The 21,791-nt window shown below is 51.4% G+C and carries 21 protein-coding genes; 19 read left to right on the forward strand and 2 right to left on the reverse strand.

What is annotated here, in order from left to right:
• The first annotated feature begins 5 nt into the window (after positions 1-5).
• From INP79_RS11365 to cimA, 4 genes are read left to right on the forward strand one after another with little or no spacing between them, the layout of a single operon-like run.
• A complete protein-coding gene (locus INP79_RS11365) occupies positions 6-1,178 on the forward strand; it encodes an aspartate aminotransferase family protein (protein ID WP_370583261.1) in 1,173 nt (390 codons plus the stop codon).
• 22 nt (positions 1,179-1,200) lie between these two features.
• A complete protein-coding gene (argF, locus tag INP79_RS11370) occupies positions 1,201-2,118 on the forward strand; it encodes an ornithine carbamoyltransferase (protein WP_019882457.1) in 918 nt (305 codons plus the stop codon).
• Between the two features lie 37 nt (positions 2,119-2,155).
• Positions 2,156-3,379: an argininosuccinate synthase gene (locus INP79_RS11375; protein ID WP_194754362.1), complete on the forward strand. Its 1,224-nt coding sequence runs from the start codon at positions 2,156-2,158 to the stop codon at positions 3,377-3,379.
• Positions 3,380-3,384: 5 nt separating this feature from the next.
• The gene (gene cimA, locus INP79_RS11380) at positions 3,385-4,953 is read left to right on the forward strand and encodes a citramalate synthase (protein ID WP_194754363.1); all 1,569 of its coding nucleotides are present in this window, start codon (positions 3,385-3,387) and stop codon (positions 4,951-4,953) included.
• Between the two features lie 12 nt (positions 4,954-4,965).
• Here the strand turns inward: cimA and pagP are convergent, their stop codons facing one another.
• Both pagP and INP79_RS11390 read right to left on the reverse strand, forming a co-directional pair.
• Positions 4,966-5,565 (reverse strand): lipid IV(A) palmitoyltransferase PagP, encoded by a 600-nt coding sequence (gene pagP, locus INP79_RS11385; RefSeq protein ID WP_194754364.1) that lies wholly within the window; start codon positions 5,563-5,565, stop codon positions 4,966-4,968.
• A 37-nt stretch (positions 5,566-5,602) separates the two neighbouring features.
• Positions 5,603-6,403: a helix-turn-helix transcriptional regulator gene (locus tag INP79_RS11390; RefSeq protein ID WP_194754365.1), complete on the reverse strand. Its 801-nt coding sequence runs from the start codon at positions 6,401-6,403 to the stop codon at positions 5,603-5,605.
• 119 nt (positions 6,404-6,522) lie between these two features.
• Here INP79_RS11390 and leuC point away from each other — a divergent pair, with 119 nt between their 5' ends.
• The 15 genes from leuC to INP79_RS11465 all read left to right on the forward strand — a co-directional run bounded on the left by leuC (position 6,523) and on the right by INP79_RS11465 (position 21,791).
• Positions 6,523-7,929 carry a 3-isopropylmalate dehydratase large subunit gene (gene leuC, locus INP79_RS11395; RefSeq protein WP_194754366.1) on the forward strand — a complete coding sequence of 469 codons (1,407 nt, stop codon included), beginning with the start codon at positions 6,523-6,525 and terminating at the stop codon, positions 7,927-7,929.
• A 12-nt stretch (positions 7,930-7,941) separates the two neighbouring features.
• Positions 7,942-8,580 carry a 3-isopropylmalate dehydratase small subunit gene (gene leuD / locus INP79_RS11400; RefSeq protein ID WP_194754367.1) on the forward strand — a complete coding sequence of 213 codons (639 nt, stop codon included), beginning with the start codon at positions 7,942-7,944 and terminating at the stop codon, positions 8,578-8,580.
• 57 nt (positions 8,581-8,637) lie between these two features.
• Positions 8,638-9,708 carry a 3-isopropylmalate dehydrogenase gene (gene leuB, locus INP79_RS11405; RefSeq protein WP_194754368.1) on the forward strand — a complete coding sequence of 357 codons (1,071 nt, stop codon included), beginning with the start codon at positions 8,638-8,640 and terminating at the stop codon, positions 9,706-9,708.
• A gap of 100 nt (positions 9,709-9,808) precedes the next feature.
• A complete protein-coding gene (locus INP79_RS11410; RefSeq protein ID WP_194754369.1) occupies positions 9,809-10,120 on the forward strand; it encodes a pyrimidine/purine nucleoside phosphorylase in 312 nt (103 codons plus the stop codon).
• A 100-nt stretch (positions 10,121-10,220) separates the two neighbouring features.
• Positions 10,221-10,715, forward strand: a complete 495-nt coding sequence (locus INP79_RS11415) for a YajQ family cyclic di-GMP-binding protein (protein ID WP_194742057.1) — start codon at positions 10,221-10,223, stop codon at positions 10,713-10,715.
• A gap of 16 nt (positions 10,716-10,731) precedes the next feature.
• The gene (locus INP79_RS11420; protein ID WP_194742056.1) at positions 10,732-10,851 is read left to right on the forward strand and encodes an entericidin A/B family lipoprotein; all 120 of its coding nucleotides are present in this window, start codon (positions 10,732-10,734) and stop codon (positions 10,849-10,851) included.
• 43 nt (positions 10,852-10,894) lie between these two features.
• The gene (gene asd / locus INP79_RS11425; protein WP_194754370.1) at positions 10,895-12,007 is read left to right on the forward strand and encodes an aspartate-semialdehyde dehydrogenase; all 1,113 of its coding nucleotides are present in this window, start codon (positions 10,895-10,897) and stop codon (positions 12,005-12,007) included.
• 208 nt (positions 12,008-12,215) lie between these two features.
• The gene (locus tag INP79_RS11430) at positions 12,216-15,119 is read left to right on the forward strand and encodes a FimV/HubP family polar landmark protein (RefSeq protein ID WP_194754371.1); all 2,904 of its coding nucleotides are present in this window, start codon (positions 12,216-12,218) and stop codon (positions 15,117-15,119) included.
• Positions 15,120-15,217: 98 nt separating this feature from the next.
• Positions 15,218-15,991 carry a tRNA pseudouridine(38-40) synthase TruA gene (gene truA / locus INP79_RS11435; RefSeq protein WP_194754372.1) on the forward strand — a complete coding sequence of 258 codons (774 nt, stop codon included), beginning with the start codon at positions 15,218-15,220 and terminating at the stop codon, positions 15,989-15,991.
• A gap of 17 nt (positions 15,992-16,008) precedes the next feature.
• Positions 16,009-16,656: a phosphoribosylanthranilate isomerase gene (locus INP79_RS11440; protein ID WP_194754373.1), complete on the forward strand. Its 648-nt coding sequence runs from the start codon at positions 16,009-16,011 to the stop codon at positions 16,654-16,656.
• Positions 16,657-16,678: 22 nt separating this feature from the next.
• The gene (trpB, locus tag INP79_RS11445) at positions 16,679-17,881 is read left to right on the forward strand and encodes a tryptophan synthase subunit beta (protein WP_194754374.1); all 1,203 of its coding nucleotides are present in this window, start codon (positions 16,679-16,681) and stop codon (positions 17,879-17,881) included.
• A gap of 95 nt (positions 17,882-17,976) precedes the next feature.
• Positions 17,977-18,777 carry a tryptophan synthase subunit alpha gene (gene trpA, locus INP79_RS11450; protein ID WP_194754375.1) on the forward strand — a complete coding sequence of 267 codons (801 nt, stop codon included), beginning with the start codon at positions 17,977-17,979 and terminating at the stop codon, positions 18,775-18,777.
• Positions 18,778-18,828: 51 nt separating this feature from the next.
• Entirely contained in the window at positions 18,829-19,695 is an 867-nt protein-coding gene (accD, locus tag INP79_RS11455) for an acetyl-CoA carboxylase, carboxyltransferase subunit beta (protein ID WP_194754376.1), read from the forward strand.
• Positions 19,695-20,990, forward strand: coding sequence for a bifunctional tetrahydrofolate synthase/dihydrofolate synthase (gene folC / locus INP79_RS11460; RefSeq protein ID WP_194754377.1), 1,296 nt, complete (start codon positions 19,695-19,697; stop codon positions 20,988-20,990). Before accD ends, folC begins: the two co-directional genes overlap by 1 nt.
• Before the next feature lie 63 nt (positions 20,991-21,053).
• The gene (locus INP79_RS11465) at positions 21,054-21,791 is read left to right on the forward strand and encodes an SPOR domain-containing protein (RefSeq protein ID WP_228519897.1); all 738 of its coding nucleotides are present in this window, start codon (positions 21,054-21,056) and stop codon (positions 21,789-21,791) included.

Raw genomic sequence — 21,791 nt, forward strand, 5'->3', positions numbered from 1 at the left:
ACTTAATGAACACCTATGGTAGACAGCCTGTGACCTTTGTCAAAGGCGAGGGCGTCTGGCTGACAGACACTGCCGGTGATCGCTATCTGGATGCGCTGTCAGGCGTGGCAGTAAATGGTTTGGGCCATGCCCATCCAAAGTTTGTGGCTGCGCTCAATGCGCAAATTGCCAGGTTGATCCATGTCTCCAATATTTACCAGATCGCGGAGCAATCTGCGCTGGCCGATAAACTGGCTGAATTGTCCGGCATGGACCGCGTGTTTTTCTGTAACTCTGGTTGTGAAGCCAACGAGGCGGCCATCAAACTGGCACGGCTGTATGGCCACAACAAGGGTATAGACCACCCCGAAATCATTGTCATGGATCAAAGCTTTCACGGCAGGACCATGGCAACCTTGTCAGCAACGGGTAACCGCAAGGTACAGGCCGGTTTTGAGCCATTGGTGAGTGGTTTCCTGCGTGTACCGTTCGATGATATTGAAGCAGTGAAAACCATCGCTTCACATAAAAACAATGTGGTTGCCATCCTGGTCGAGCCCGTGCAAGGTGAAGGCGGCGTGCATATTCCGGCCAGCCTCAAGGCCTATTTGCAAGGCTTGCGCGAGATTTGTGATGCCAATGGCTGGTTGCTGATGCTGGACGAAGTGCAATCCGGCATTGCCAGAACCGGTAGCTGGTTTGCGTTCCAGCATACTGGCATCGTGCCGGATGTCATGACCCTGGCCAAGGGCCTGGGCTCAGGCGTGCCGATTGGCGCCTGTGTGGCGCGTGGCGTTGCGGCTGAAACCTTCACCCCAGGCAAGCATGGTTCTACTTTTGGCGGTAACCCGTTAGCGACAGCTGCTGGTTTGGCGACGCTGGATATTATTGCCGAAGAAAAACTGCGTGAAAATGCAGACACAGTCGGTAATTACATCCGCGAACAATTCACTGCGTCTCTCAAAGGCGAGGCTGGTGTTGTCAACATCCGCAATGCTGGCATGATGATAGGCATTGAGCTGGACAGGCCTTGTGCAGAGTTGGTCAAGCAGGCACTGGCGGCTAAATTGCTGATTAACGTGACTTCTGAAAAAGTCATTCGTTTGCTGCCATCTCTGGTGATGAACAAGCAAGAGGCGGATGAACTGGTCAGCAGACTGACGCCACTGATATTGAATTTTTTAAAGGCAAGCGCTTGATTTAACAGGCGCCCAACACACTATGAGTATTAAACACTTTTTGCAATTTAATGACCTGACGCGCGACGAGATTGAACATATCTTTGCGCGTGCCAAATGGATTAAATCGCAGTTTAAAGACTACAAACAATACTGGCCGCTGGTTGACCGCACATTGGTCATGATCTTTGAAAAAGCCAGCACGCGTACGCGCTTGTCATTCGAAGCCGGTATGCAGCAATTGGGCGGCTCAGCGATTTACCTCAATACGCGTGACTCGCAATTGGGTCGCGGTGAGCCGGTAGAAGATGCGGCACAAGTGATTTCACGCATGAGCGACATCGTTATGATTCGTACTTTTGAGCAAAGCATCATTGAACGCTTTGCACAAAACTCGCGCGTGCCCGTCGTCAATGGCCTGACCAATGAATACCACCCGTGCCAGATTCTGGCTGATATTTTTACTTTTATCGAGCATCGTGGGTCGATTCAAGGTAAAACCGTGGCCTGGATTGGTGACAGTAATAACGTCTGCAATACCTGGTTGCAAGCGGCAGAAGTACTCGATTTTAATGTACATGTCTCTACGCCGCCGGGCTATGAAGTTGAGCCTGAGCGCGCCAATTTGTATGGCACCTCGCACTTTGAGTCTTTTGCTGATCCGATGGAAGCGGCACGTGATGCAGATTTGGTGACCACTGACGTGTGGACATCGATGGGCTTTGAAGCCGAAAACGAAGAGCGTCGTAAAGATTTTGCTGACTGGCAAGTCGATGAAGACATGATGAAAGTGGCTAAGGCCGATGCGGTGTTTATGCATTGCCTGCCAGCGCACCGCGGCGAAGAAGTGTCTGCCGAAGTGATTGATGGCAAGCAAAGTGTGGTGTGGGATGAGGCGGAGAACCGCTTGCACACGCAGAAGGCACTCATGGAATATTTGTTGTTAGGAAAAGTGGCTTGATTTCACAAGCCAGATGAATTCAGTTTGGGATAATTAGATGAGCGATATTAAAAAAGCGGTATTGGCATATTCCGGCGGTCTGGATACCTCCGTGATTTTGAAATGGTTGCAAGATACCTATCAATGTGAAGTCGTGACGTTTACGGCTGACCTGGGCCAGGGCGAAGAGCTGGAGCCTGCACGTGAAAAAGCCAAGAAATTCGGCGTGAGCGAGATTTATATCGACGACTTGCGTGAAGAGTTTGTGCGTGACTTTGTGTTCCCGATGTTCCGTGCCAATACGGTCTACGAAGGCGAATACCTGCTGGGTACATCTATTGCACGCCCATTGATTGCCAAGCGCCTGATTGAAATTGCCAATGAAACCAAAGCCGATGCCATTTCGCATGGGGCGACCGGTAAAGGCAACGACCAGGTCCGTTTTGAGTTAGGTGCTTATGCACTCAACCCGAATATCCAGATTATTGCGCCATGGCGTGAGTGGGATTTGTTGTCCCGTGAGAAATTGCTGGCTTATGCCGAAAAACACGGCATTCCAGTCGAGATGAAACATAAGCAAGGTGGTAGCCCATACTCCATGGATGCCAACTTGTTGCATATCTCTTATGAAGGCCGTCACCTGGAAGATCCTTCCGCTGAAGCTGAAGAAGATATGTGGCGCTGGACTGTGTCACCGGAAAAGGCACCTGATGCTGCCGAGTACCTGGATATTGAGTTCAAAAATGGCGATATCGTGGCCTTGAATGGCAAAGCCATGAAGGCACACGAGATTCTGGCCGAATTAAACCGTATTGGCGGTAAGCATGGCGTGGGTCGTCTGGACCTGGTGGAAAACCGCTATGTGGGCATGAAGTCACGTGGTTGCTACGAAACGCCTGGCGGTACCATTATCCTCAAGGCACACCGTGCGATTGAAAGCATCACATTGGACCGCGAAGTGGCGCATTTGAAAGATGACTTGATGCCACGTTACGCCAGCCTGATCTACAACGGTTACTGGTGGAGCCCTGAGCGTGTTGCCTTGCAAACGCTGATCGACCATACACAGGCGACTGTGAATGGCTGGGTGCGCGTCAAGCTCTACAAAGGGAATGTGATTGTGGTGGGCCGTGACAGCAAGACAGACTCCTTGTTTGATTCAACCATTGCCACGTTTGAAGATGACAAAGGTGCTTACGACCAGCGCGATGCCGGCGGCTTTATCAAGTTGAATGCCTTGCGTATGCGTATTGCAGCGAACCTGCACAACCGTAAAAAATAATTTTTATGGCCAGTCGACGCGTCATTGCCTATGACTCCACGCTACGTGATGGCGCGCAAGCGCAGGGTGTCTCCTTTTCGGTAGAAGATAAGCTCAAGGTGGTCCAGCGTCTGGATCAGTTGGGCATAGGCTATATCGAGGCGGGAAACCCGGGTTCTAATCCTAAAGACCTGGAATTCTTTGCACGCGTCGGCGAGTTGCATTTGCAGCATGCCAAAATTATTGCATTTGGCAGCACGCGCCGTATTGGTATCTCGGCCGCCGAAGATAAAAACTTGCAGTCGCTGCTGTCTGCCAACACGCAAGCCGTGGCCATTTTTGGTAAGAGCTGGGACTACCAGGTCACCGATATCCTGCGCACCACCTTGCAGGAAAACCTGGCGATGATCAGCGACACCATTGCCTATTTAAAAGTGCAGGGCAAAGAGGTGGTGTTCGATGCCGAGCATTTTTATGACGGTTACAAGGCCAACGCGGACTACGCCATGCAGACGCTGCAAGCCGCGGTAGAGGCGGGTGCGGATGTGCTGGCTTTGTGTGATACAAACGGCGGCACTTTCCCGAACGAAGTGTTTGCGATCACAGAGACCGTGGTGAAGCGTTTCCCGTCTGTTCAAATCGGTATTCATTGCCATAACGATTGCGAAATGGCCGTAGCAAACTCAGTGGCCGCCGTGCAGGCAGGCGCAGTACAGGTGCAAGGCACCATCAATGGCATTGGTGAGCGTTGTGGCAATGCCAACCTGGTATCGATTATCCCGAATGTACAACTCAAACTCGGCTTGGAGTGTGTGTCACCGGCGCAATTGTCTGAGTTGACGGCGGCGGCGCGTTTTGTCAGTGAAGTGGCCAATGTGGCATTTAACGATAAAGCGCCGTATGTGGGTCATGATGCCTTTGCACACAAGGGCGGCATGCATATTGATGCGGTGAATAAAAACCCTAAATCTTACGAGCATATTAACCCCGGGACGGTCGGCAATGAGCGCCATATCCTGGTGTCTGAGGTGGCGGGGCGCGGCGCTATTTTGCGCAAATTGCAACAAATAGATCCTACTTTGACCAAAGAGTCTGACGCTGCAGTCAATATCCTGGAGCATCTCAAAGCGCTGGAGCACGAAGGCTACCAGTTTGAAAATGCCGAAAGCTCTTTTGATTTGCTGATGCAAAAATTGCTGGGCAAGTTTGAGCCTTTTTTCAGCTTGCAACATTACAAAGTGAATATTTACGAGCCTTCGGAAGATGGTTTGAACTCGTCTGTCAGCATCCATTTGAGCGTCAAAGGCAAGGATGCGGCAGCCACTGCGCAAGGTGATGGTCCGGTCAATGCCCTGGATAAAGCCATGCGTAAGGCGCTGGAGCCATTTTATCCGGCTATCAAGGACATCAAGCTGGTGGATTACAAAGTGCGCGTGCTGGACTCTAACCTGGCGACTGCGGCCAAGGTGAGGGTATTGATTGAGTCTACCGATCAGCAAACCACCTGGGCCACCATGGGCGTTTCTTCTGACATTATTCAGGCCTCATGGCTGGCGCTGAAAGATGCGATTGAATATAAACTGATCCGCGTTTAATCTGCGCGCCAGTTAAAATGCCACCGTTGACCACATAAACAGCACATTACCATTGCCCTTTGTGCCAGGCACATAGGTGGCGTTGACAATCACTTTATCGTATCCCATGGCTGCAATCGGCAGCAGCACAGGCAGCGGCTTGTAGTTGTAATCACTTCTGGCTGTGAACCCGGCCGTTAATCCCACGCCGGCATTTAAGCCATTGGCCTGGCCGACCAGATTTTTGACATGTCCATAACCGACAATGGGTTCCCAGTCGTCATGTGAGTCTTTAAATGCCATCACATAGTAACCATCCCAGTTGCTATCAGCATCGCGGTATGACTTGCCGATGCCCAGTCCCCATGGCCGCTCGTTAAAAGAGTCGATCTTCTCTTTCGAGTACATGCTTCTGTTGTGATAGGTCACCAGCGGGACATATAAGTCGGTTTGATCGGATTTTTGCCATACCTCAGTCAGATGGTTTTTAAGTTGTCCAAACCAGGTATTGGGTGTTTCCGTACTTGTTGGTGCTGTGCTTGTTGATTCTTTATTTTCCGACGCTGTCATGGCGGTTTCCGCATGCGCGTGTAAGCTGAGTGCGCCGATCAAGATAAGTGCATATATTTTCATAACGTTTCAGGTGATTTAGTGTTTCATTAACATTTTCTCACAAATTGGCCGTGCTGGTTGGTTGCAAAAGCACTAGTTTGAGTTGTTCTTGCTCTACGGGTTTAAGGGTCACTTGTTGAAAGTGAATCAATCCATCCACTGGATGTTGAAACTCACGTTGTCCACCTTGTCGTTCCAGTACATCGTGTTGTTTCCAGAATTGCGTAAACTCAACGCTGGCGGTACTTAATTCACTGACCAGTTGCTTGACCTCAGGTTCCTCTAACCTTGAGCGACAGTCTGCGCGGAACTCAGCCACCAGGCGGCGTGCGCGCATCTCCCAATTGACGACAAACTGCCGGGCTTGCGGACTGGCAAATACAAAGCGCAGCAGGTTAGGGCGCTGAGTTGCTGGCCAGGAGATGTCCAACAAGCCGGTAAATAAGGCTTGCGCTGGTTGGTTCCAGGCCAGCATATCCCAGGTGCGGCCCATGACATAGGCGGGAATCTGCATCTGCTCCAGCATGGCAACCAGTGTTTCCGGGGCCGTATCAACTTCGTTCTGATGTGCTTGTGGATCACGCCTATCGGCCATGTCGAACAAATAACTGCGTTCAGACTTGCTGAGTTTGAGCGCAGTAGCCAGCCTGTCCAGCGCTTCGGCCGACACATTGACGTCGCGTGCCTGCTCTATCCAGGTGTACCAGGTCGCACTGATGCTGGCCAGCTGTGCGACTTCTTCGCGGCGTAAACCTTGTGTGCGGCGACGTGAGCCAGAAGGGAATCCGAATTCTTCCGGGGTGCCACGCTGACGCATGGCTTGTAGAAATTCCGCCAGTTCCTGCCGTCTCGTATCCATTTGATTTGTTTATCCTATTAGTCTTAATACTAGTATAAACTATATTCTTGTAAGGGTATTAAAACTTAGGTATTCTGCGCGAGTTTTATCAATATTTGCGTGGTAAGAAAGGAACTGTCATGGCAGGCAAAACGCTGTACGACAAATTGTGGGAATCGCATGTGGTGCATGAAGAATCTGATGGCACCTGTTTGATTTATATCGACCGTCACCTGGTACACGAAGTCACCAGCCCGCAGGCGTTTGAAGGCTTGCGCATGGCTGGCCGCAAGCCATGGCGTAACTCCAGTATTGTGGCGAACCCTGACCACAATACGCCGACCAAAGATTGGGATAAAGGCATTGAAGACCCGATCTCGCGTCTGCAGGTGGAAACCCTGGACAATAACATCAAAGAGTTTGGCGCTTTGGTGTATTTCCCGTTTAAAAACAAAGACCAGGGCATTATCCACGTCATCGGGCCTGAAAATGGTACAACCTTGCCTGGCATGACCGTGGTCTGTGGCGATAGCCATACCTCTACGCATGGTGCTTTCGGTGCCCTGGCGCATGGTATTGGTACCTCAGAAGTCGAACACGTGTTGGCGACACAAACACTGGTGGCCAAGAAATCCAAAAGCATGCTGGTACGCGTCGATGGCCAGTTAGGTAAAGGCGTGACAGCGAAAGACGTCGCGCTGGCGATTATCGGCAAAATCGGGACTGCTGGTGGTACTGGCTATGCGATTGAGTTTGGTGGTGAAGTGATCCGTGGCTTGTCCATGGAAGGCCGTATGACGCTGTGTAACATGGCGATTGAAGCCGGTGCACGCGCAGGCCTAGTGGCGCCGGACGAAAAAACATCTGCTTACCTTGAAGGCCGCTTGCATGCGCCTAAAGGTGACAACTGGACCAAAGCCGTGGCTTACTGGAGCACACTGAAGTCTGAGGCTGATGCACAGTTTGATACCGTGGTGACCTTGAATGGTGCTGAGATTGCGCCACAAGTCACCTGGGGCACTTCACCAGAACAAGTGTTACCGATTGGCTCGACGGTGCCTGATCCAGCGCAAGAGGCTGATGCCACCAAGCGCACCAGTATCGAAAACGCCCTCAAGTATATGGGCCTGACTGCCAATACGCCGATTGACCAGATTCAGCTGGATAAGATTTTTATTGGCTCATGCACCAATTCACGTATTGAAGATTTGCGTGCTGCGGCCGGGGTTGCCAAAGGCAAAAAAGTCGCCAGCAATATCAAGCTGGCAATGGTGGTGCCAGGCTCTGGCCAGGTAAAACGCCAGGCCGAAGCCGAAGGCTTGGACAAGATTTTTATTGAGGCTGGTTTTGAATGGCGTGAGCCAGGCTGCTCCATGTGTTTGGCTATGAACTCAGACCGTTTGAGCCCAGGTGAGCGCTGCGCCTCTACCTCTAACCGTAACTTTGAAGGCCGTCAGGGCCCGGGTGGCCGTACGCACCTGGTGAGCCCGGAAATGGCTGCTGCCGCTGCGATTGCCGGTCACTTTGTGGACGTGCGTAGCGCGTAAGAGGAGAACACTATGAAAGCATTTACTACTTTAAATGGCCTGGTTTGCCCGCTTGACCGCGCTAACGTCGATACCGACGCCATTATTCCAAAGCAGTTTTTAAAGTCGATCAAGCGTTCCGGTTTTGGTCCTTACCTGTTTGATGAGTGGCGCTACACCAATTATGGTGAGCCAGGCATGGATTGCAGCACACGCCCATTGAATAAGGACTTTGTGCTCAACCAGCCGCGTTATCAAGGCGCGCAAGTGTTGCTGGCCCGTGACAATTTTGGCTGTGGCTCCTCCCGTGAACATGCACCTTGGGCGATTGAAGACCAAGGCTTCCGTGTGATCATTGCGCCTAGCTTTGCCGATATTTTCTTTAATAACTGCTACAAAAATGGCATCTTGCCGATTGTAGCCTCTTCTGAACAAGTGGATAGCCTGTTCAAAGAGTGCCTGGCCAATGAGGGCTATGCGCTGAATATAGATTTGGCCGCACAAACGGTGACTACACCTTCTGGCCAGTCATTCAGTTTTGAGATCACACCTACCCGTAAGCACAACCTGCTCAACGGCCTGGATGAGATCGGCCTGACTTTGCAGCATGCAGATAAGATCCATACTTTTGAAGAAAAGCACAAACAAAGCCAGCCCTGGTTATTTGCTTAATGGAACGTGTCCTCTCACATTAAAGAGGGCACATCAAAACATAAAAGGAATTTTTAAATGGCATTAAATATCGCTGTGTTGCCTGGTGATGGCATCGGCCCGGAAATTATTGCGCAAGCTTTGCGCGTGCTCGAAGTCTTGAAAAAAGAAGGTCTGGACATGACCTTTACTGAAGCGCCACTGGGCGGCCAGGCGTATGATCAATACGGTCATCCATATCCTGAGTTTACGCAGGACATCTGTCGCAAAGCTGATGCCGTATTATTAGGCGCAGTTGGCGGCCCGCAGTACGATACTCTGGATCGCCCTTTGCGTCCTGAGCGTGGCTTGCTGGCGATTCGTAAGGATTTGGGGTTGTTCGCTAACTTGCGTCCAGCCGTATTGTTCCCCGAGCTTGCAAATGCCTCAACCTTGAAACCAGAAGTGGTGGCAGGCCTGGATATCATGATCGTGCGTGAATTGACTGGTGACGTGTATTTTGGCCAGCCACGTGGCATGCGTACTAACGAGCAGGGCGTACGCGAAGGCTTTAATACCATGATTTACAGCGAGCCTGAAGTGCGTCGTATTGCGCATGTGGCATTTGAAATTGCCATGAAACGTGGCAAGAAGCTATGTTCCGTAGACAAGGCCAACGTGCTGGAAACCACCGAGTTCTGGAAAGAAATCGTCATTGATGTGGCGAAAGAGTATCCGGAAGTGGAACTGAGCCATATGTATGTCGACAATGCCGCCATGCAGTTGATCCGCAACCCAAAACAATTTGACGTGATGGTGACCGGTAACATCTTCGGCGACATCTTGTCTGATGAAGCTTCCATGTTGACCGGCTCTATCGGCATGCTGGCATCTGCCTCATTGAATGAAAGCAAAAAAGGCCTGTACGAGCCATCACACGGCTCTGCACCAGATATCGCTGGTAAAAATCTGGCGAACCCGATTGCGACCATCTTGTCGGCTGCCATGATGTTGCGTTACAGCTTTGATAACGAAGCAGCGGCAACCCGCATTGAAAACGCAGTCAAAAAGGTATTGGCTGCTGGCTACCGCACGGGTGACATCTATGAAGAGGGCACTAAGCGTGTATCCTGTTCCGAGATGGGTGACCAGATCGTCGCCGCCATGTAACACTAGCTGCGCGGGCGGATGACTGTGCATGCCGTCCGCTTGGTTTTAAGATATAGTCGTAACTATGATTGTAGTAACTGGAATTAATTAGGAATTTAAAATGGCGCAATTTGATAATGTCAGCGTAAAAAAGAAAGCCAACGTTTATTTCGATGGCAAATGTGTCAGCCACACCGTATTGTTCCCTAATGGTACGCGCTGTACCGTGGGCGTGATTTTCCCTAGCACTCTGACCTTTAACACCGGCTCACCTGAGCTGATGGAAATTAATGACGGTGTCTGCAAAGTACGTCAAAAAGACGAAGAGAACTGGACAACCTATAAGGGTGGTGAGAAATTCACGGTGCCTGGTAACTCCAGTTTTGACATTGAGGTTGTAGAAACAGTCGACTACGTCTGCCACTTCGAATAATGTGACTGCTCGGCAGGACCGCGTTGCAAGCGCTTGTCGTACTGAATGTACTGCCTGCGCGCTTACGCCTTGTCCTGCCGTCGCTTTTGAGGTCTAAAATATGCCAAGCTTTGATATTACATCTGAAGTCGATATGGTGAACTTGAAGAACTCGATTGATGCTGCCAGTAAGCAGATCACCAATCGTTATGACTTCAAGGGCACGTCGGCCAAAATTGATTTCAACGAAAAAGACAAAGTCATCACCCTGTTTGGTGATAACGATTTCCAGCTGGATCAGGTGAAAGATATTCTGTTGCCATCCATGGAAAAGAAAGAGCCCGAGTCTTCCAAACGTCTGGAACACAAGGATGTGCAGAAGGTCTCTGGTAATAAGGTGAAGCAGGATTTACGTGTGCAGGATGGCATTGATAGCGACCTAGCCAAAAAAATCACCAAGCTGATTAAAGATAGCGGTATGAAGGTACAGGCGACGATTCAGGGCGACACTGTGCGTGTGAATGGCGCCAAGCGCGATGTGCTGCAAGAGGCGATAGCGTTTGTGAAAAAAAGTATTACCGATTTTCCTTTAAAATTCGGTAATTTCAGAGATTAGTCATTGGGAGAACAAGATGGCGAAATGGGTGACATTAGTATTGACGGTGTTGGTGTTGGCAGGTTGCAACACCATTAATGGTATGGGTAAAGACATTGAACAAGCGGGTGAAGCTGTTCAGAAATCTTCCAAATAATCAATTTTAATGCCGGGTATACCGGCTGAAATATCGAGTCACTATGTTAAAAGTAGGGTTTGTAGGCTGGCGTGGCATGGTTGGGTCCGTGCTGATGCAGCGCATGATGCAGGAAAATGATTTTGCGGATATCGAGCCGCAGTTTTTCACCACCTCGCAAACAGGTGGCGCTGCACCTCAGGTGGGCAAGGATTCTCCTGCGCTGAAAGATGCCAAAAATATTGATGCATTGCGTCAGATGGATGTCATTGTCACCTGTCAGGGCGGTGACTACACCAGCGAAGTGTTTCCGCAATTGCGTGCAACAGGCTGGAACGGCCACTGGATTGATGCGGCCTCTACCTTGCGCATGGAGCAAGACTCCGTGATCATTTTGGATCCGGTGAACATGCATGTGATTAAGGACGCCTTGGCCAATGGCGGTAAAAACTGGATAGGCGGCAACTGTACCGTGTCATTGATGCTGATGGCGCTCAATGGTTTGTTTAAAGCCGACCTGGTGGAGTGGGCAACATCCATGACTTACCAGGCAGCTTCAGGTGCGGGTGCGCAGAACATGCGTGAGCTGATTAGCCAGATGGGCGTGATCAATGCTTCTGTCGCTGGTTTGTTGGCGGATCCGGCTTCTGCGATTTTGCAGATTGATAAAACCGTTGCGGATACCATCCGTAGCGATGATTTACCACAATCCAATTTTGGCGTGCCACTGGCTGGCAGCCTGATCCCATGGATTGATAAAGACCTGGGTAATGGCCAAAGCAAGGAAGAGTGGAAGGGCGGCGTTGAGACCAACAAGATTTTAGGCCGTGAAGCGAATCCGATCGTGATTGATGGACTGTGTGTGCGTATCGGCGCCATGCGCTGTCATTCACAGGCGCTGACCATCAAGCTGCGCAAGGATGTGCCTTTAGACGAAATCAACCAAATGTTGGCCGAAGCCAACGAGTGGGCCAAAGTGGTACCTAACGAGCGTGAAATCAGTATGCGTGAGCTCACACCGGCAGCGATTACCGGCACATTGACGACCCCGGTTGGTCGTTTGCGTAAGTTGGCCATGGGCGGTGAATACCTGTCGGCCTTTACTGTTGGTGACCAGTTGTTGTGGGGGGCCGCAGAGCCTTTGCGCCGTATGTTGAGAATTTTGGTCGAAGCTTAAGTATTTGATTAAATAGCGGCCCGTAAAGCCATGATTTATTAATGAAATCATGGTCTTTTCGGGCTTTTGCTTTTTATATAATCCTGTTTAATGGTTACTATAGCTTCAAAACGGTGTATTTATTGCTCACAAGCCGCCTGGGCGCGCTTGCGTGGCTGTCTGAATGATGCTATTTTGACAAACGCCATGAATGAATAAGGGTTAATCGGTGAGTAAATTTCAATTAAAAAAAATAGCCTTTGCCTTGAGTTTGAGTACTGCCCTTTCGGCGCATGCCGCTGGTTTGGGGGGCATGGTTTCAAGCTCAAAACTGGGGGAACCGCTCAATGCGGAAATTGAGTTGCTGGCGGTCACGCCAAGTGAGCTCAATAGCATCCAGGCAGCATTGGCGAGCGAGCAGGTCTATCAGGACCAGATGCTGGAAAAGCCTGCCTCTTATCCCTTTATCAAGATTGAAGTGGCTAATAACATCAAAGGTCAGCCCATCCTCAAGCTGACCAGCTCCCAGCCGATTACCGAAGCCTTTCTGGATATGCTGATTCAGGTCGATTGGCCGACTGGTCGACTGGTTAAAGAATACACCCTGTTGCTGGATCCGCCTGGGTTTAACTCTAATTATGTATCCGAGTCTGCTGGTTTGCCAGTCAATGGTCAGGCAGCGCCTGCGCCAAGTACACCTCCAGCAGCAGTGGTGCCCGAACCTAGCCAGGCTGTTGTACCAGAGGCCAGGAAGCCTGCATCACCCAGACCAGCGGCTGCAAAGCCTGCGACTAAACCAGCGGTTGCCGAAGAAACAAACGCAGAAAATGCATTGACCACTGAGCGTGGGGATACCCTTTATGCCATTGCCAGGCAAATGAAACCTGATAATGTCAGCGTTGAACAAATGCTTGCTGCACTCTACCAGACAAATCAGCAGGCGTTTGATGGTAAAAACATGAACCGCCTCAAGGTCGGCAAGATTATGCGTATGCCAGACCAGGCAACCCTGGATAGCATTAGCCGTCCACAGGCGAAAAGCCTGATCGCGGAACATGCGACCAACTGGCAAGCCTATAAAAATTCACTGGCTAAAGTCGTCCAGGAAAGCGCAGCCAGCCAAAGTGGTGGCAATACACAGCAATCCGCAGGCAAGATTGGTGCCGCAGGGGCGAAACCCTCGCCGCAAGCCAAGCCAGGGAAAGATGTATTGAAACTGTCGGCTGGTGATGAGAAGTCAACAACACAAGCTGATAAGTCAGCAGCCAAAACATCCGCAACCGCAGCGCAAGAAGATGCGACTGCCAAGGCAAATGCCATCAAAGAAGAACAGTCTCGTGCAGCCGCGCTTGAAAAACAAGTCGCGGACATGAAGAAGCTGATGGAAATGAAGAACAATGCGATGGCGCAGGCAGAGAAGAATGCTGCGCAAGCCGCTGCCGAGCCTAAAGCCGAAGCAAAAGTTGAGTCTGCGCCTGCAGTAGAAAAACCTGTTGAGGCTACTCCTGCTGAAGCCGCTAAGGTGCCGCCTGCACCAGTGGCTGCAGAGAAGCCTGCGGCAGAACCAGCCAAGCCGGTGGCACTTGTTGAAGAACCTGCCGCAGATGTGCCTGTGCAGCAGCCTTCCTTTATGCATGTGTTGTTTGAGCGCCTGAAAAATATCAGCCCGGTGTTGCCACTGGCGCTGATTGCTTTGCCGGTGCTGCTGTGTGTCTGGGCATTGATCCGTATCCGCCGCAAAAAACAGATTGATACGTTTGAAGATGCGATCGTGACCTCGCCAGCGACCGAAATGCAAAATAACACTGTGTTCGGTGATACGCAGGCCGCGGCTTCTGGCGACACCTCCTTTTTGACCGACTTCTCGCAGAGTGGTGTCGGTGGCATGATCGATTCGCATGATGTGGATCCGATTGCTGAGGCCGAGGTATACATGGCGTATGGTCGTGATGCCCAGGCTGAGGAAATCCTCAAAGATGCGATTCAAAAAGATCCTGAGCGCCAGGAACTCAAAGTGAAGTTGCTGGAAATTTATCAGACCACCGGTAATAAGGTTGCGTTTGAGTCGCTGGCTGGTGAGGTATATGCCAAAGCTGGTACGGCAGATGCGACCTGGTCAAAAGTCAGTGCCATGGGGCAAAAGCTGGATCCAGACAATACGCTTTACCAAGGCACGCCAGTCGCTGCCAATGAGATTGCGGCTGCAACCGAGTCAAGCGTATTGCCAGTGACAGAAACGCAGAATGAAGAGGATGCCTATCACTTTAACTTTGAGGCGCCGGCATTGGAGTTTGACGGTGCGTCTGAAGCGGTGGCAGCGGCGAGTAGTGAGCCAGTAGTGTCTACTGAAAGCTCAGTGCGTACCGCGACAGAAGAAATCACAATTGAATCCAGTGCGGACGTATCGCCTGTGATCAGCGATACTGATACATTGCAGATAGATACCCCAGTGGCGGAGTCAACGCTGCCAGAGGTGGGTGACGCCAGCCTTGCATTCTCCGCAGAGCCAGTGAGCGATGCGGATGTCTTGCGTTTTGAGGTGGAGCCAGCCTCTGTGGTAGAGCCCGATTCAGTGGAAGATCAGGGCAGTGATGCTTTAAATGGGGATGCTGATCTTGCATTGACACCTAAAGCATTAGATTTGCCATCGCTGAACCTGGATGAGGGCGCGCAAGGGGTAGATGTTGCCGGCAACAAGCCATTGTCAACAACGACCGGTGAGCAAACTTTATCCAGCGAGGATGCTGTGTTTGAGTCATTGCCTGAGTTGTCACTGGAGTTGGGTGGCCCGAATGATGCGATTGGTGAACAAGCGGCAGATGATGCGCTGGAAATCGAAGAAATCAGCCTGGGCTCTGCTGACAAGGCATTGAATGAAGCACCAGCCGTAGAAGCGGCGGCCGATAATGTTGCTTTCCCTGAAATCTCCCTGGATATGGCCGATAGTGCCTCAGTCAGTACCGAGGCGATAACAGATGAGCCGGAAGAGGTGAATACCAAGCTCGACCTGATTCAGGCCTATATCGACATGGAAGACCTGGTCGGTGCCAAGGAGTTGATTGATGAGGTCATCGCAGAAGGCGGTGAGCGTCAGCGGCAACGAGCCAGTGAATTATTGACAAAATTAGCATAAATCAAGGCCGGGTTCCCGGCCTTGTTCATTTCAACTGTCCCTCGTTGGCAGTGTAGCCTGATTTGGCGTAATGACAGACAGCCCTTATACTAGGCGCCATGAAAATTGCGATTGGCATTGAATATCACGGCGCCTATTTTCAAGGGTGGCAAAGTCAGCCAAATGCCGCAGGCGTACAGGATGCTATTGAGCATGCCATTAAGCAGGTGGGTGGCGAAACAGTTCGCTTGCATGCTGCTGGCCGTACGGATTCAGGCGTGCATGCATTGATGCAAGTGGCACATTTTGAAACTTCAGTTGTCAGACCATTGAGCGCCTGGGTGCGTGGCACCAATGCGCACCTGCCTGCCTGGGTGCGTATATTGTGGGCCACTGAAGTAGCTGCAGACTTTCATGCGCGGTTTAGTGCGCGTGCGCGTAGTTATCAATATGTGTTGCACAATCATGCTGTGGCGCCCGCCAGTCAACACGGGCGAGTAGGTTGGTACCATAGGCCACTGGATATCGCCTTAATGCAACAAGCCATGCCTGGCTTGATTGGCGAGCATGATTTCAGCGCTTTTCGTGCCAGTGAATGCCAGGCCAGTACGCCGATACGGACGATGCATCGCGCTGACATCGCGCAACATGGGCGATACATCATTTTCAGTTTCAAGGCCAACGCCTTTTTACAGCACCAGATTCGCAATATGGTGGGCGCCTTAGTGTATGTCGGTCAGGGCAAGTTAAGTCCGGCTGCATTTGCTGACTTGCTGCAATATAAAGACAGGCGCCTGTCACCGCCTACGTTTATGCCGGATGGGTTGTATTTTACCGGTGTAGAGTACGACGACAGCTGGCAATTGCCAGTGTGTGAGGCGCACTGGGGTTGAAGAGAGTAATTAATCATATGACAAGAACCAGGGTAAAAATTTGCGGGATCACCCGCCTGGAAGATGCATTGGCAGCGATTGCTGCAGGCGCGGATGCGTTGGGCTTTGTGTTTTATGCGCCTAGCCCGCGTGCGGTGACGGCGATGCAGGCGCAAGTAATCATGGCGGCACTGCCACCCTTTGTGAGTAAAGTCGGCCTGTTTGTGAATGCGTCAGCTGAAGACGTGCAACAAGTGATCGCGAGCACAGACCTGGATTGTCTACAGTTTCATGGAGATGAGTCAGCAGACTATTGCGCGCAATTTAATCTGCCATATTACAAAGCAATCCGCGTCAAACCAGGGGTAAATTTGGTACAATGCGAGCTTGATTTTGCGTCAGCTTCAGCCTTGCTGCTAGATACTTACTCTGAAAAAGCAGTGGGTGGGACCGGCGAGGCATTTGACTGGTCGCTGATCCCTGTTGGTTTGCAAAAGCCGGTGATATTGGCCGGTGGTTTGAATCCGGAAAATGTTGCACAGGCCGCGCATCAGGTACGTCCTTATGCGCTGGATGTGAGTGGCGGGGTAGAAGCACAAAAGGGGATTAAGTCCCCGCAAAAGATAGCTGCATTCATGCAGCAGGTGGTGCAGTGTGATGCTGCACGTCATGGGCGGTTAGAGTAACAAACGAGAGACGGAGTAACGCATGCAAATGTATGACATGCCAGATGAGCGCGGTCATTTTGGCCCTTTTGGTGGCGTTTTTGTCGCAGAAACCCTGGTGGAAGCCCTGGAAGAACTGCGGGTGATGTATGAGAAATATCGTCACGATCCTGAGTTCCTGGCTGAATTTGCTTATGACCTGAAGCACTTCGTTGGCCGCCCAAGCCCGATTTATCATGCTAAACGTCTGTCTGATAAAGTCGGTGGCGCACAAATTTATCTCAAGCGCGAAGATTTAAACCATACCGGCGCGCACAAAATCAATAACACGATTGGCCAGGCCTTACTGGCCAAGCGCATGGGTAAGCCACGCGTGATTGCGGAAACCGGTGCGGGGCAACATGGCGTAGCGACCGCGACGATTGCTGCCCGCCTGGGCCTGGAGTGCGTGGTCTATATGGGCGCTGAGGATGTCAAGCGTCAGGCACCAAATGTGTTCCGCATGAAACTGTTAGGTGCCACTGTGGTGCCCGTCGAAAGTGGCTCAAAAACCCTGAAAGACGCATTGAATGAAGCCATGCGTGACTGGGTGACCAATATCTCCAATACTTTCTACATTATCGGCACCGTGGCCGGTCCACATCCTTATCCAATGATGGTGCGCGATTTCCAGGCAGTGATTGGTATCGAAGCGAAAGATCAAATGCAGGAAATGATAGGGCGTCAGCCAGATGCCATCGTTGCCTGTGTCGGCGGCGGCTCCAATGCCATGGGCATTTTCTACCCATACATCGACGTTGAGGGTGTGCGCCTGATTGGGGTTGAGGCGGGCGGTCACGGCTTGAGCACTGGCCAGCATGCGGCCCCTTTAACCGCAAATAGCCCGATTGGCGTACTGCACGGCAACCGTACTTACCTGATGCAAGATGAAGATGGCAATATCATTGAAACGCACTCTATTTCTGCAGGCCTGGATTACCCAGGCGTGGGCCCTGAGCATGCCTGGTTAAAAGATATCAAGCGCGCCGAATATGTGGCGATCACGGATGAGGAAGCCATGACGGCTTTCCATAACCTGTGCCGTACTGAAGGCATTATCCCGGCGATGGAGTCCAGCCATGCCTTGGCGCATGCGGAAAAACTGGCTAAAACCATGTCTCCTGACCAAGTCGTGCTGGTGAATCTCTCTGGCCGTGGTGATAAAGATATTAACACCGTGGCACGGTTGGCGAATATTACTCTGTGACCTTGGCTAGCATGACTGCGCTTGTCGACTTTATACGCATAGTCATGCCTTGCAAATCCACTGTCATTATTTGAATTAATTAAAAAAGCATTCTTATGTCCCGCATTCAATCTGTATTCGCCACACTCAAGGCGCAAGGTAAAAAGGCACTGATTCCCTACATTACAGCCGGTGATCCGCATCCTGACCATACTGTGCCTTTGTTGCACGCCTTGGTAGAGGCCGGTGCCGACATGATTGAACTCGGTGTGCCGTTTTCTGACCCGATGGCGGATGGTCCGGTAATTCAGCGCGCCAGTGAGCGTGCGCTGGTACACAAAATGGGTCTGCGCAAAGTACTTGGCATGGTTAAAGAGTTTCGCGCCAGCAATCAAACAACGCCTATCGTCCTGATGGGCTATGCCAATCCGATTGAAGCCATGGGTAGCAGCCAGTTTGTTGCCTTGGCGAAAGAGGCTGGGGTCGATGGCGTGCTGACTGTGGATTATCCACCTGAAGAGTGCGAAAGCTTTAACCAGGAGTTGGCCAGCGCCGATATCGACAGTATTTTTCTGTTGTCCCCGACCACCGAGCCTTCACGTACCGAGTTGATCGTGAAGCAGGCAACAGGCTTCCTGTATTATGTGTCACTCAAAGGCGTGACAGGTGCGGCTAACCTGGATATTGTCGAGGTCAAAAAACGCGTGGCAGAGATACGTCAACAAACCAGCTTGCCGATTGGCGTTGGCTTTGGCGTGAAGGATGCAGCTACAGCGCGTGAAGTGGCGGCGATTGCGGATGCTGTTGTGGTCGGTAGCCGCATGGTGCTGGCGATTGAAAGCTCTGACGCCACTAACCTGATTGCCAATGTGCAGGCATTAACCAAAGAATTACGTACTGCGATTGACTCTGTATAGGACTGTTTATTCATGTCTTCAGAATATCGCAATATAAAAGCAGGAGAAACTATGAGCTGGTTAGACAAGATTCCACAAAAAATTAAACGGGCTGTTGGCTCAGTACAAAAGCGCAACGTGCCAGAAGGCCTGTGGCATAAATGTGATGCCTGCCAGACGGTACTTTACCGTACTGACCTGGATGCCAACCTGGAAGTGTGCCCACAGTGCGGCCACCATCACCGCCTTGGTGCGCGTGACCGCCTGAATGTGCTGCTGGATGCAGAAGGCCGCGTTGAAATTGGTGCCGATGTCACGCCAGTGGATGCATTGAAATTTAAAGACAGCAAATCTTACGCCGAGCGCATGAAATCTGCCCAGCGTGACGTCAAGGAAAAAGATGCGCTAATTGTGATGCGCGGCGCGATTGAAGGCGTGCCGGTCGTGGCGGCCGTGTTTGAATTCAAGTTTATGGGCGGTTCCATGGGCTCAGTGGTGGGCGAGCGCTTTGTACGTGGTGTACAAGACGCCATCCAGCACAAAGCTGCGTTTATCTGTATCTCTGCCAGCGGTGGTGCTCGTATGCAAGAGGGCTTGCTGTCATTGATGCAAATGGCTAAAACCAGTGCTGCGTTGACCAAACTGTCTGAAGCGGGCCTGCCATATGTCTCTGTGTTGACGGATCCGACCATGGGTGGGGTATCTGCCAGCTTTGCCATGCTGGGTGATGTGATTGTGGCTGAGCCAAATGCCTTGATCGGTTTTGCCGGTCCTCGCGTGATTGAGCAGACCGTACGCGAAACTTTGCCTGAAGGCTTCCAGCGTGCAGAGTTTCTGCTGACGCACGGTGCCATTGATATGATTATTGACCGTCGTGAAATGCGCGCCAAGCTGAGCCAGTTGTTGTCCAATTTCCTGCATATTACCAAAGCTGCCTGATGCCGCCTGTGATACCCGAGCTTCCCCAAACCGTTGAGGATTGGCTCGGCTACATTGAATCCCTGCACCCCAAATCCATCGAGATGGGCTTGGGCAGGGTGCAAACAGTGGCAGCACGTCTGCAGCTACAATTTCCGTTTACCGTGATCACCGTCGGCGGCACCAATGGCAAAGGGTCTACTTGTGCCATGCTGGAGCGTATCTACAGCACTGCCGGTTACCAGGTCGGATGTTACACATCTCCCCATTTGGTGCACTATCAGGAGCGTGTTCGCTTCAATGCCAATGTGATTACCGATGCCATGCTCTGTGACGCCTTTGCTGCCGTGGAGCAGGCGCGTGGTGATATCACGCTGACCTATTTTGAAATGGGCACGTTGGCGGCGTTGTGGGCATTTGAACAGCAACCGCTGGATGTCGTTATTCTCGAAGTTGGCTTGGGCGGCCGCCTGGATGCGGTGAATATTGTAGATGCCGATTGTGCCATCGTGACCAATGTCGATCTCGACCATATGGAGTTTCTTGGCGATACCCGCGAGTTAATCGGCCACGAAAAAGCCGGTATTTACCGCCAGCCACAGATTGCCATTTGCGGCGACGTGGCTCCGCCAGCCTCCTTGCTGGCCTATGCCGAATCACTGGGCGTCAAGTTAAACCGTTTTGGCGTGGACTACCAGATGGATGTTTCCGATGCGCAACACGCGCACTACCGGGATAGTCTGGGGCGGCTGGATATCGGCACCTTGCGCCTGTTCGGCCATTACCAGTGGAATAATGCCGCCAGCGTCATCTTTGCCGTACGTGCCTTACAGGCAACATTGCCAGTCACGGAAGATCAGCTATTGCAGGCATTAACCGGGACAGAAGTCACAGGCCGCTTTCAATATATACAGCAAGCGCCTGATCTGATACTGGACGTCGCGCATAACCCACATGCCGCACGTGCACTGCGCGATAATTTGCAACGCCTGAGTGCCGATGGTGGCCAGGTGGTTGCCGTCTTCTCCATGCTGTCTGATAAAGATATTGCCAGTGTGGTGGATATCCTGCACCCCGTGATTGATACCTGGCATATTGCCCCTATCCAGCATCCGCGAGCAGCAGAGCTTGATTATTTGCATACCTGTTTAAGCCAGAAAGTGCCGCAGACACATATTCACCTGCATGCAGATTTGCCAACCGCATTGCGGACAGCTTATAAAAAAGCAGCAAAAAATGATAAAATTATTGTGTTCGGCTCATTCTTCACTGTAGCTGCGATACTGGAATTAACGCCTGATCAATGGGCTGCGTAATTGCGCTCCTGGCGTATACATAGAACTGAGTGAGAACTTCAAAACATTATGGCGAGAGATGCTTTGACAGACAACGAACTGTTGCTCAAGAAAACGGCCCGCAGACGGTTGGTAGGTGCGATCACGCTGGTGGTGCTGATGTTAATCATATTGCCCTTCGTGCTCAAGGACAGAGTAGTCGAATCCAGCCACGATAACGTAGAAATTACAGTCGTCAACCGCCAGGCTAATCGCGAGCCTATTCTTGAATTGCCTGACGATGAAGTGGTGTTGGACAATGAGGCCGCCCCGGCTGCCAACACCCCAGAAACCAACGCCCAGGAAGTGCCTGAGGCTAACATTGAAGAGGCTACTGCTACTGCCCCCGCAGCCCCTGCCGCACCGCAAAAATTGGCCAAGGCAGAGCCAGCCAAACCTGTTATCGCACCAACCCCGGTGAAACCAGTTGAACCCAAAGTTGAACCCAAAGTTGAACCCAAAGTTGAACCCAAAGTTGAACCCAAAGTTGAACCCAAAGTTGCGGCAGCCAAGGCTGAGGCTAAAGAAGAGTCTGTTGCATCCGATAAAAAAACGGGTAAGTTCTTTGTGCAGTTTGGTGTGTTTTCTGACCCGAAGAACCTGGAAAACCTGCAAGGCAAGCTGAAGCAGGCTGGGTTTGAATCGGCCACTGAAAAAGTGGATGCGGCTGGCCAGAAATTACGCTTGCGCACACGTACTTATGCCACACGTAATGATGCCGCTGCCGCATTGAAAAAACTGGAAGCGGCCGGGTTTAGCGGTATTGTCGCCAGCAAGTCCTGA

Source organism: Methylophilus sp. QUAN, from assembly GCF_015354445.1.
Classification (GTDB): domain Bacteria; phylum Pseudomonadota; class Gammaproteobacteria; order Burkholderiales; family Methylophilaceae; genus Methylophilus.

Bases quoted from the DNA above. Each gene is read 5' to 3' on its own strand.
- INP79_RS11365 (WP_370583261.1), top strand. From the start codon at position 6: ATGAACACCTATGGTAGACAGCCTGTGACCTTTGTCAAAGGCGAGGGC.
- argF (WP_019882457.1), top strand. From the start codon at position 1,201: ATGAGTATTAAACACTTTTTGCAATTTAATGACCTGACGCGCGACGAG.
- INP79_RS11375 (WP_194754362.1), top strand. From the start codon at position 2,156: ATGAGCGATATTAAAAAAGCGGTATTGGCATATTCCGGCGGTCTGGAT.
- cimA (WP_194754363.1), top strand. From the start codon at position 3,385: ATGGCCAGTCGACGCGTCATTGCCTATGACTCCACGCTACGTGATGGC.
- pagP (WP_194754364.1), bottom strand. From the start codon at position 5,565: ATGAAAATATATGCACTTATCTTGATCGGCGCACTCAGCTTACACGCG.
- INP79_RS11390 (WP_194754365.1), bottom strand. From the start codon at position 6,403: ATGGATACGAGACGGCAGGAACTGGCGGAATTTCTACAAGCCATGCGT.
- leuC (WP_194754366.1), top strand. From the start codon at position 6,523: ATGGCAGGCAAAACGCTGTACGACAAATTGTGGGAATCGCATGTGGTG.
- leuD (WP_194754367.1), top strand. From the start codon at position 7,942: ATGAAAGCATTTACTACTTTAAATGGCCTGGTTTGCCCGCTTGACCGC.
- leuB (WP_194754368.1), top strand. From the start codon at position 8,638: ATGGCATTAAATATCGCTGTGTTGCCTGGTGATGGCATCGGCCCGGAA.
- INP79_RS11410 (WP_194754369.1), top strand. From the start codon at position 9,809: ATGGCGCAATTTGATAATGTCAGCGTAAAAAAGAAAGCCAACGTTTAT.
- INP79_RS11415 (WP_194742057.1), top strand. From the start codon at position 10,221: ATGCCAAGCTTTGATATTACATCTGAAGTCGATATGGTGAACTTGAAG.
- INP79_RS11420 (WP_194742056.1), top strand. From the start codon at position 10,732: ATGGCGAAATGGGTGACATTAGTATTGACGGTGTTGGTGTTGGCAGGT.
- asd (WP_194754370.1), top strand. From the start codon at position 10,895: ATGTTAAAAGTAGGGTTTGTAGGCTGGCGTGGCATGGTTGGGTCCGTG.
- truA (WP_194754372.1), top strand. From the start codon at position 15,218: ATGAAAATTGCGATTGGCATTGAATATCACGGCGCCTATTTTCAAGGG.
- INP79_RS11440 (WP_194754373.1), top strand. From the start codon at position 16,009: ATGACAAGAACCAGGGTAAAAATTTGCGGGATCACCCGCCTGGAAGAT.
- trpB (WP_194754374.1), top strand. From the start codon at position 16,679: ATGCAAATGTATGACATGCCAGATGAGCGCGGTCATTTTGGCCCTTTT.
- trpA (WP_194754375.1), top strand. From the start codon at position 17,977: ATGTCCCGCATTCAATCTGTATTCGCCACACTCAAGGCGCAAGGTAAA.
- accD (WP_194754376.1), top strand. From the start codon at position 18,829: ATGAGCTGGTTAGACAAGATTCCACAAAAAATTAAACGGGCTGTTGGC.
- folC (WP_194754377.1), top strand. From the start codon at position 19,695: ATGCCGCCTGTGATACCCGAGCTTCCCCAAACCGTTGAGGATTGGCTC.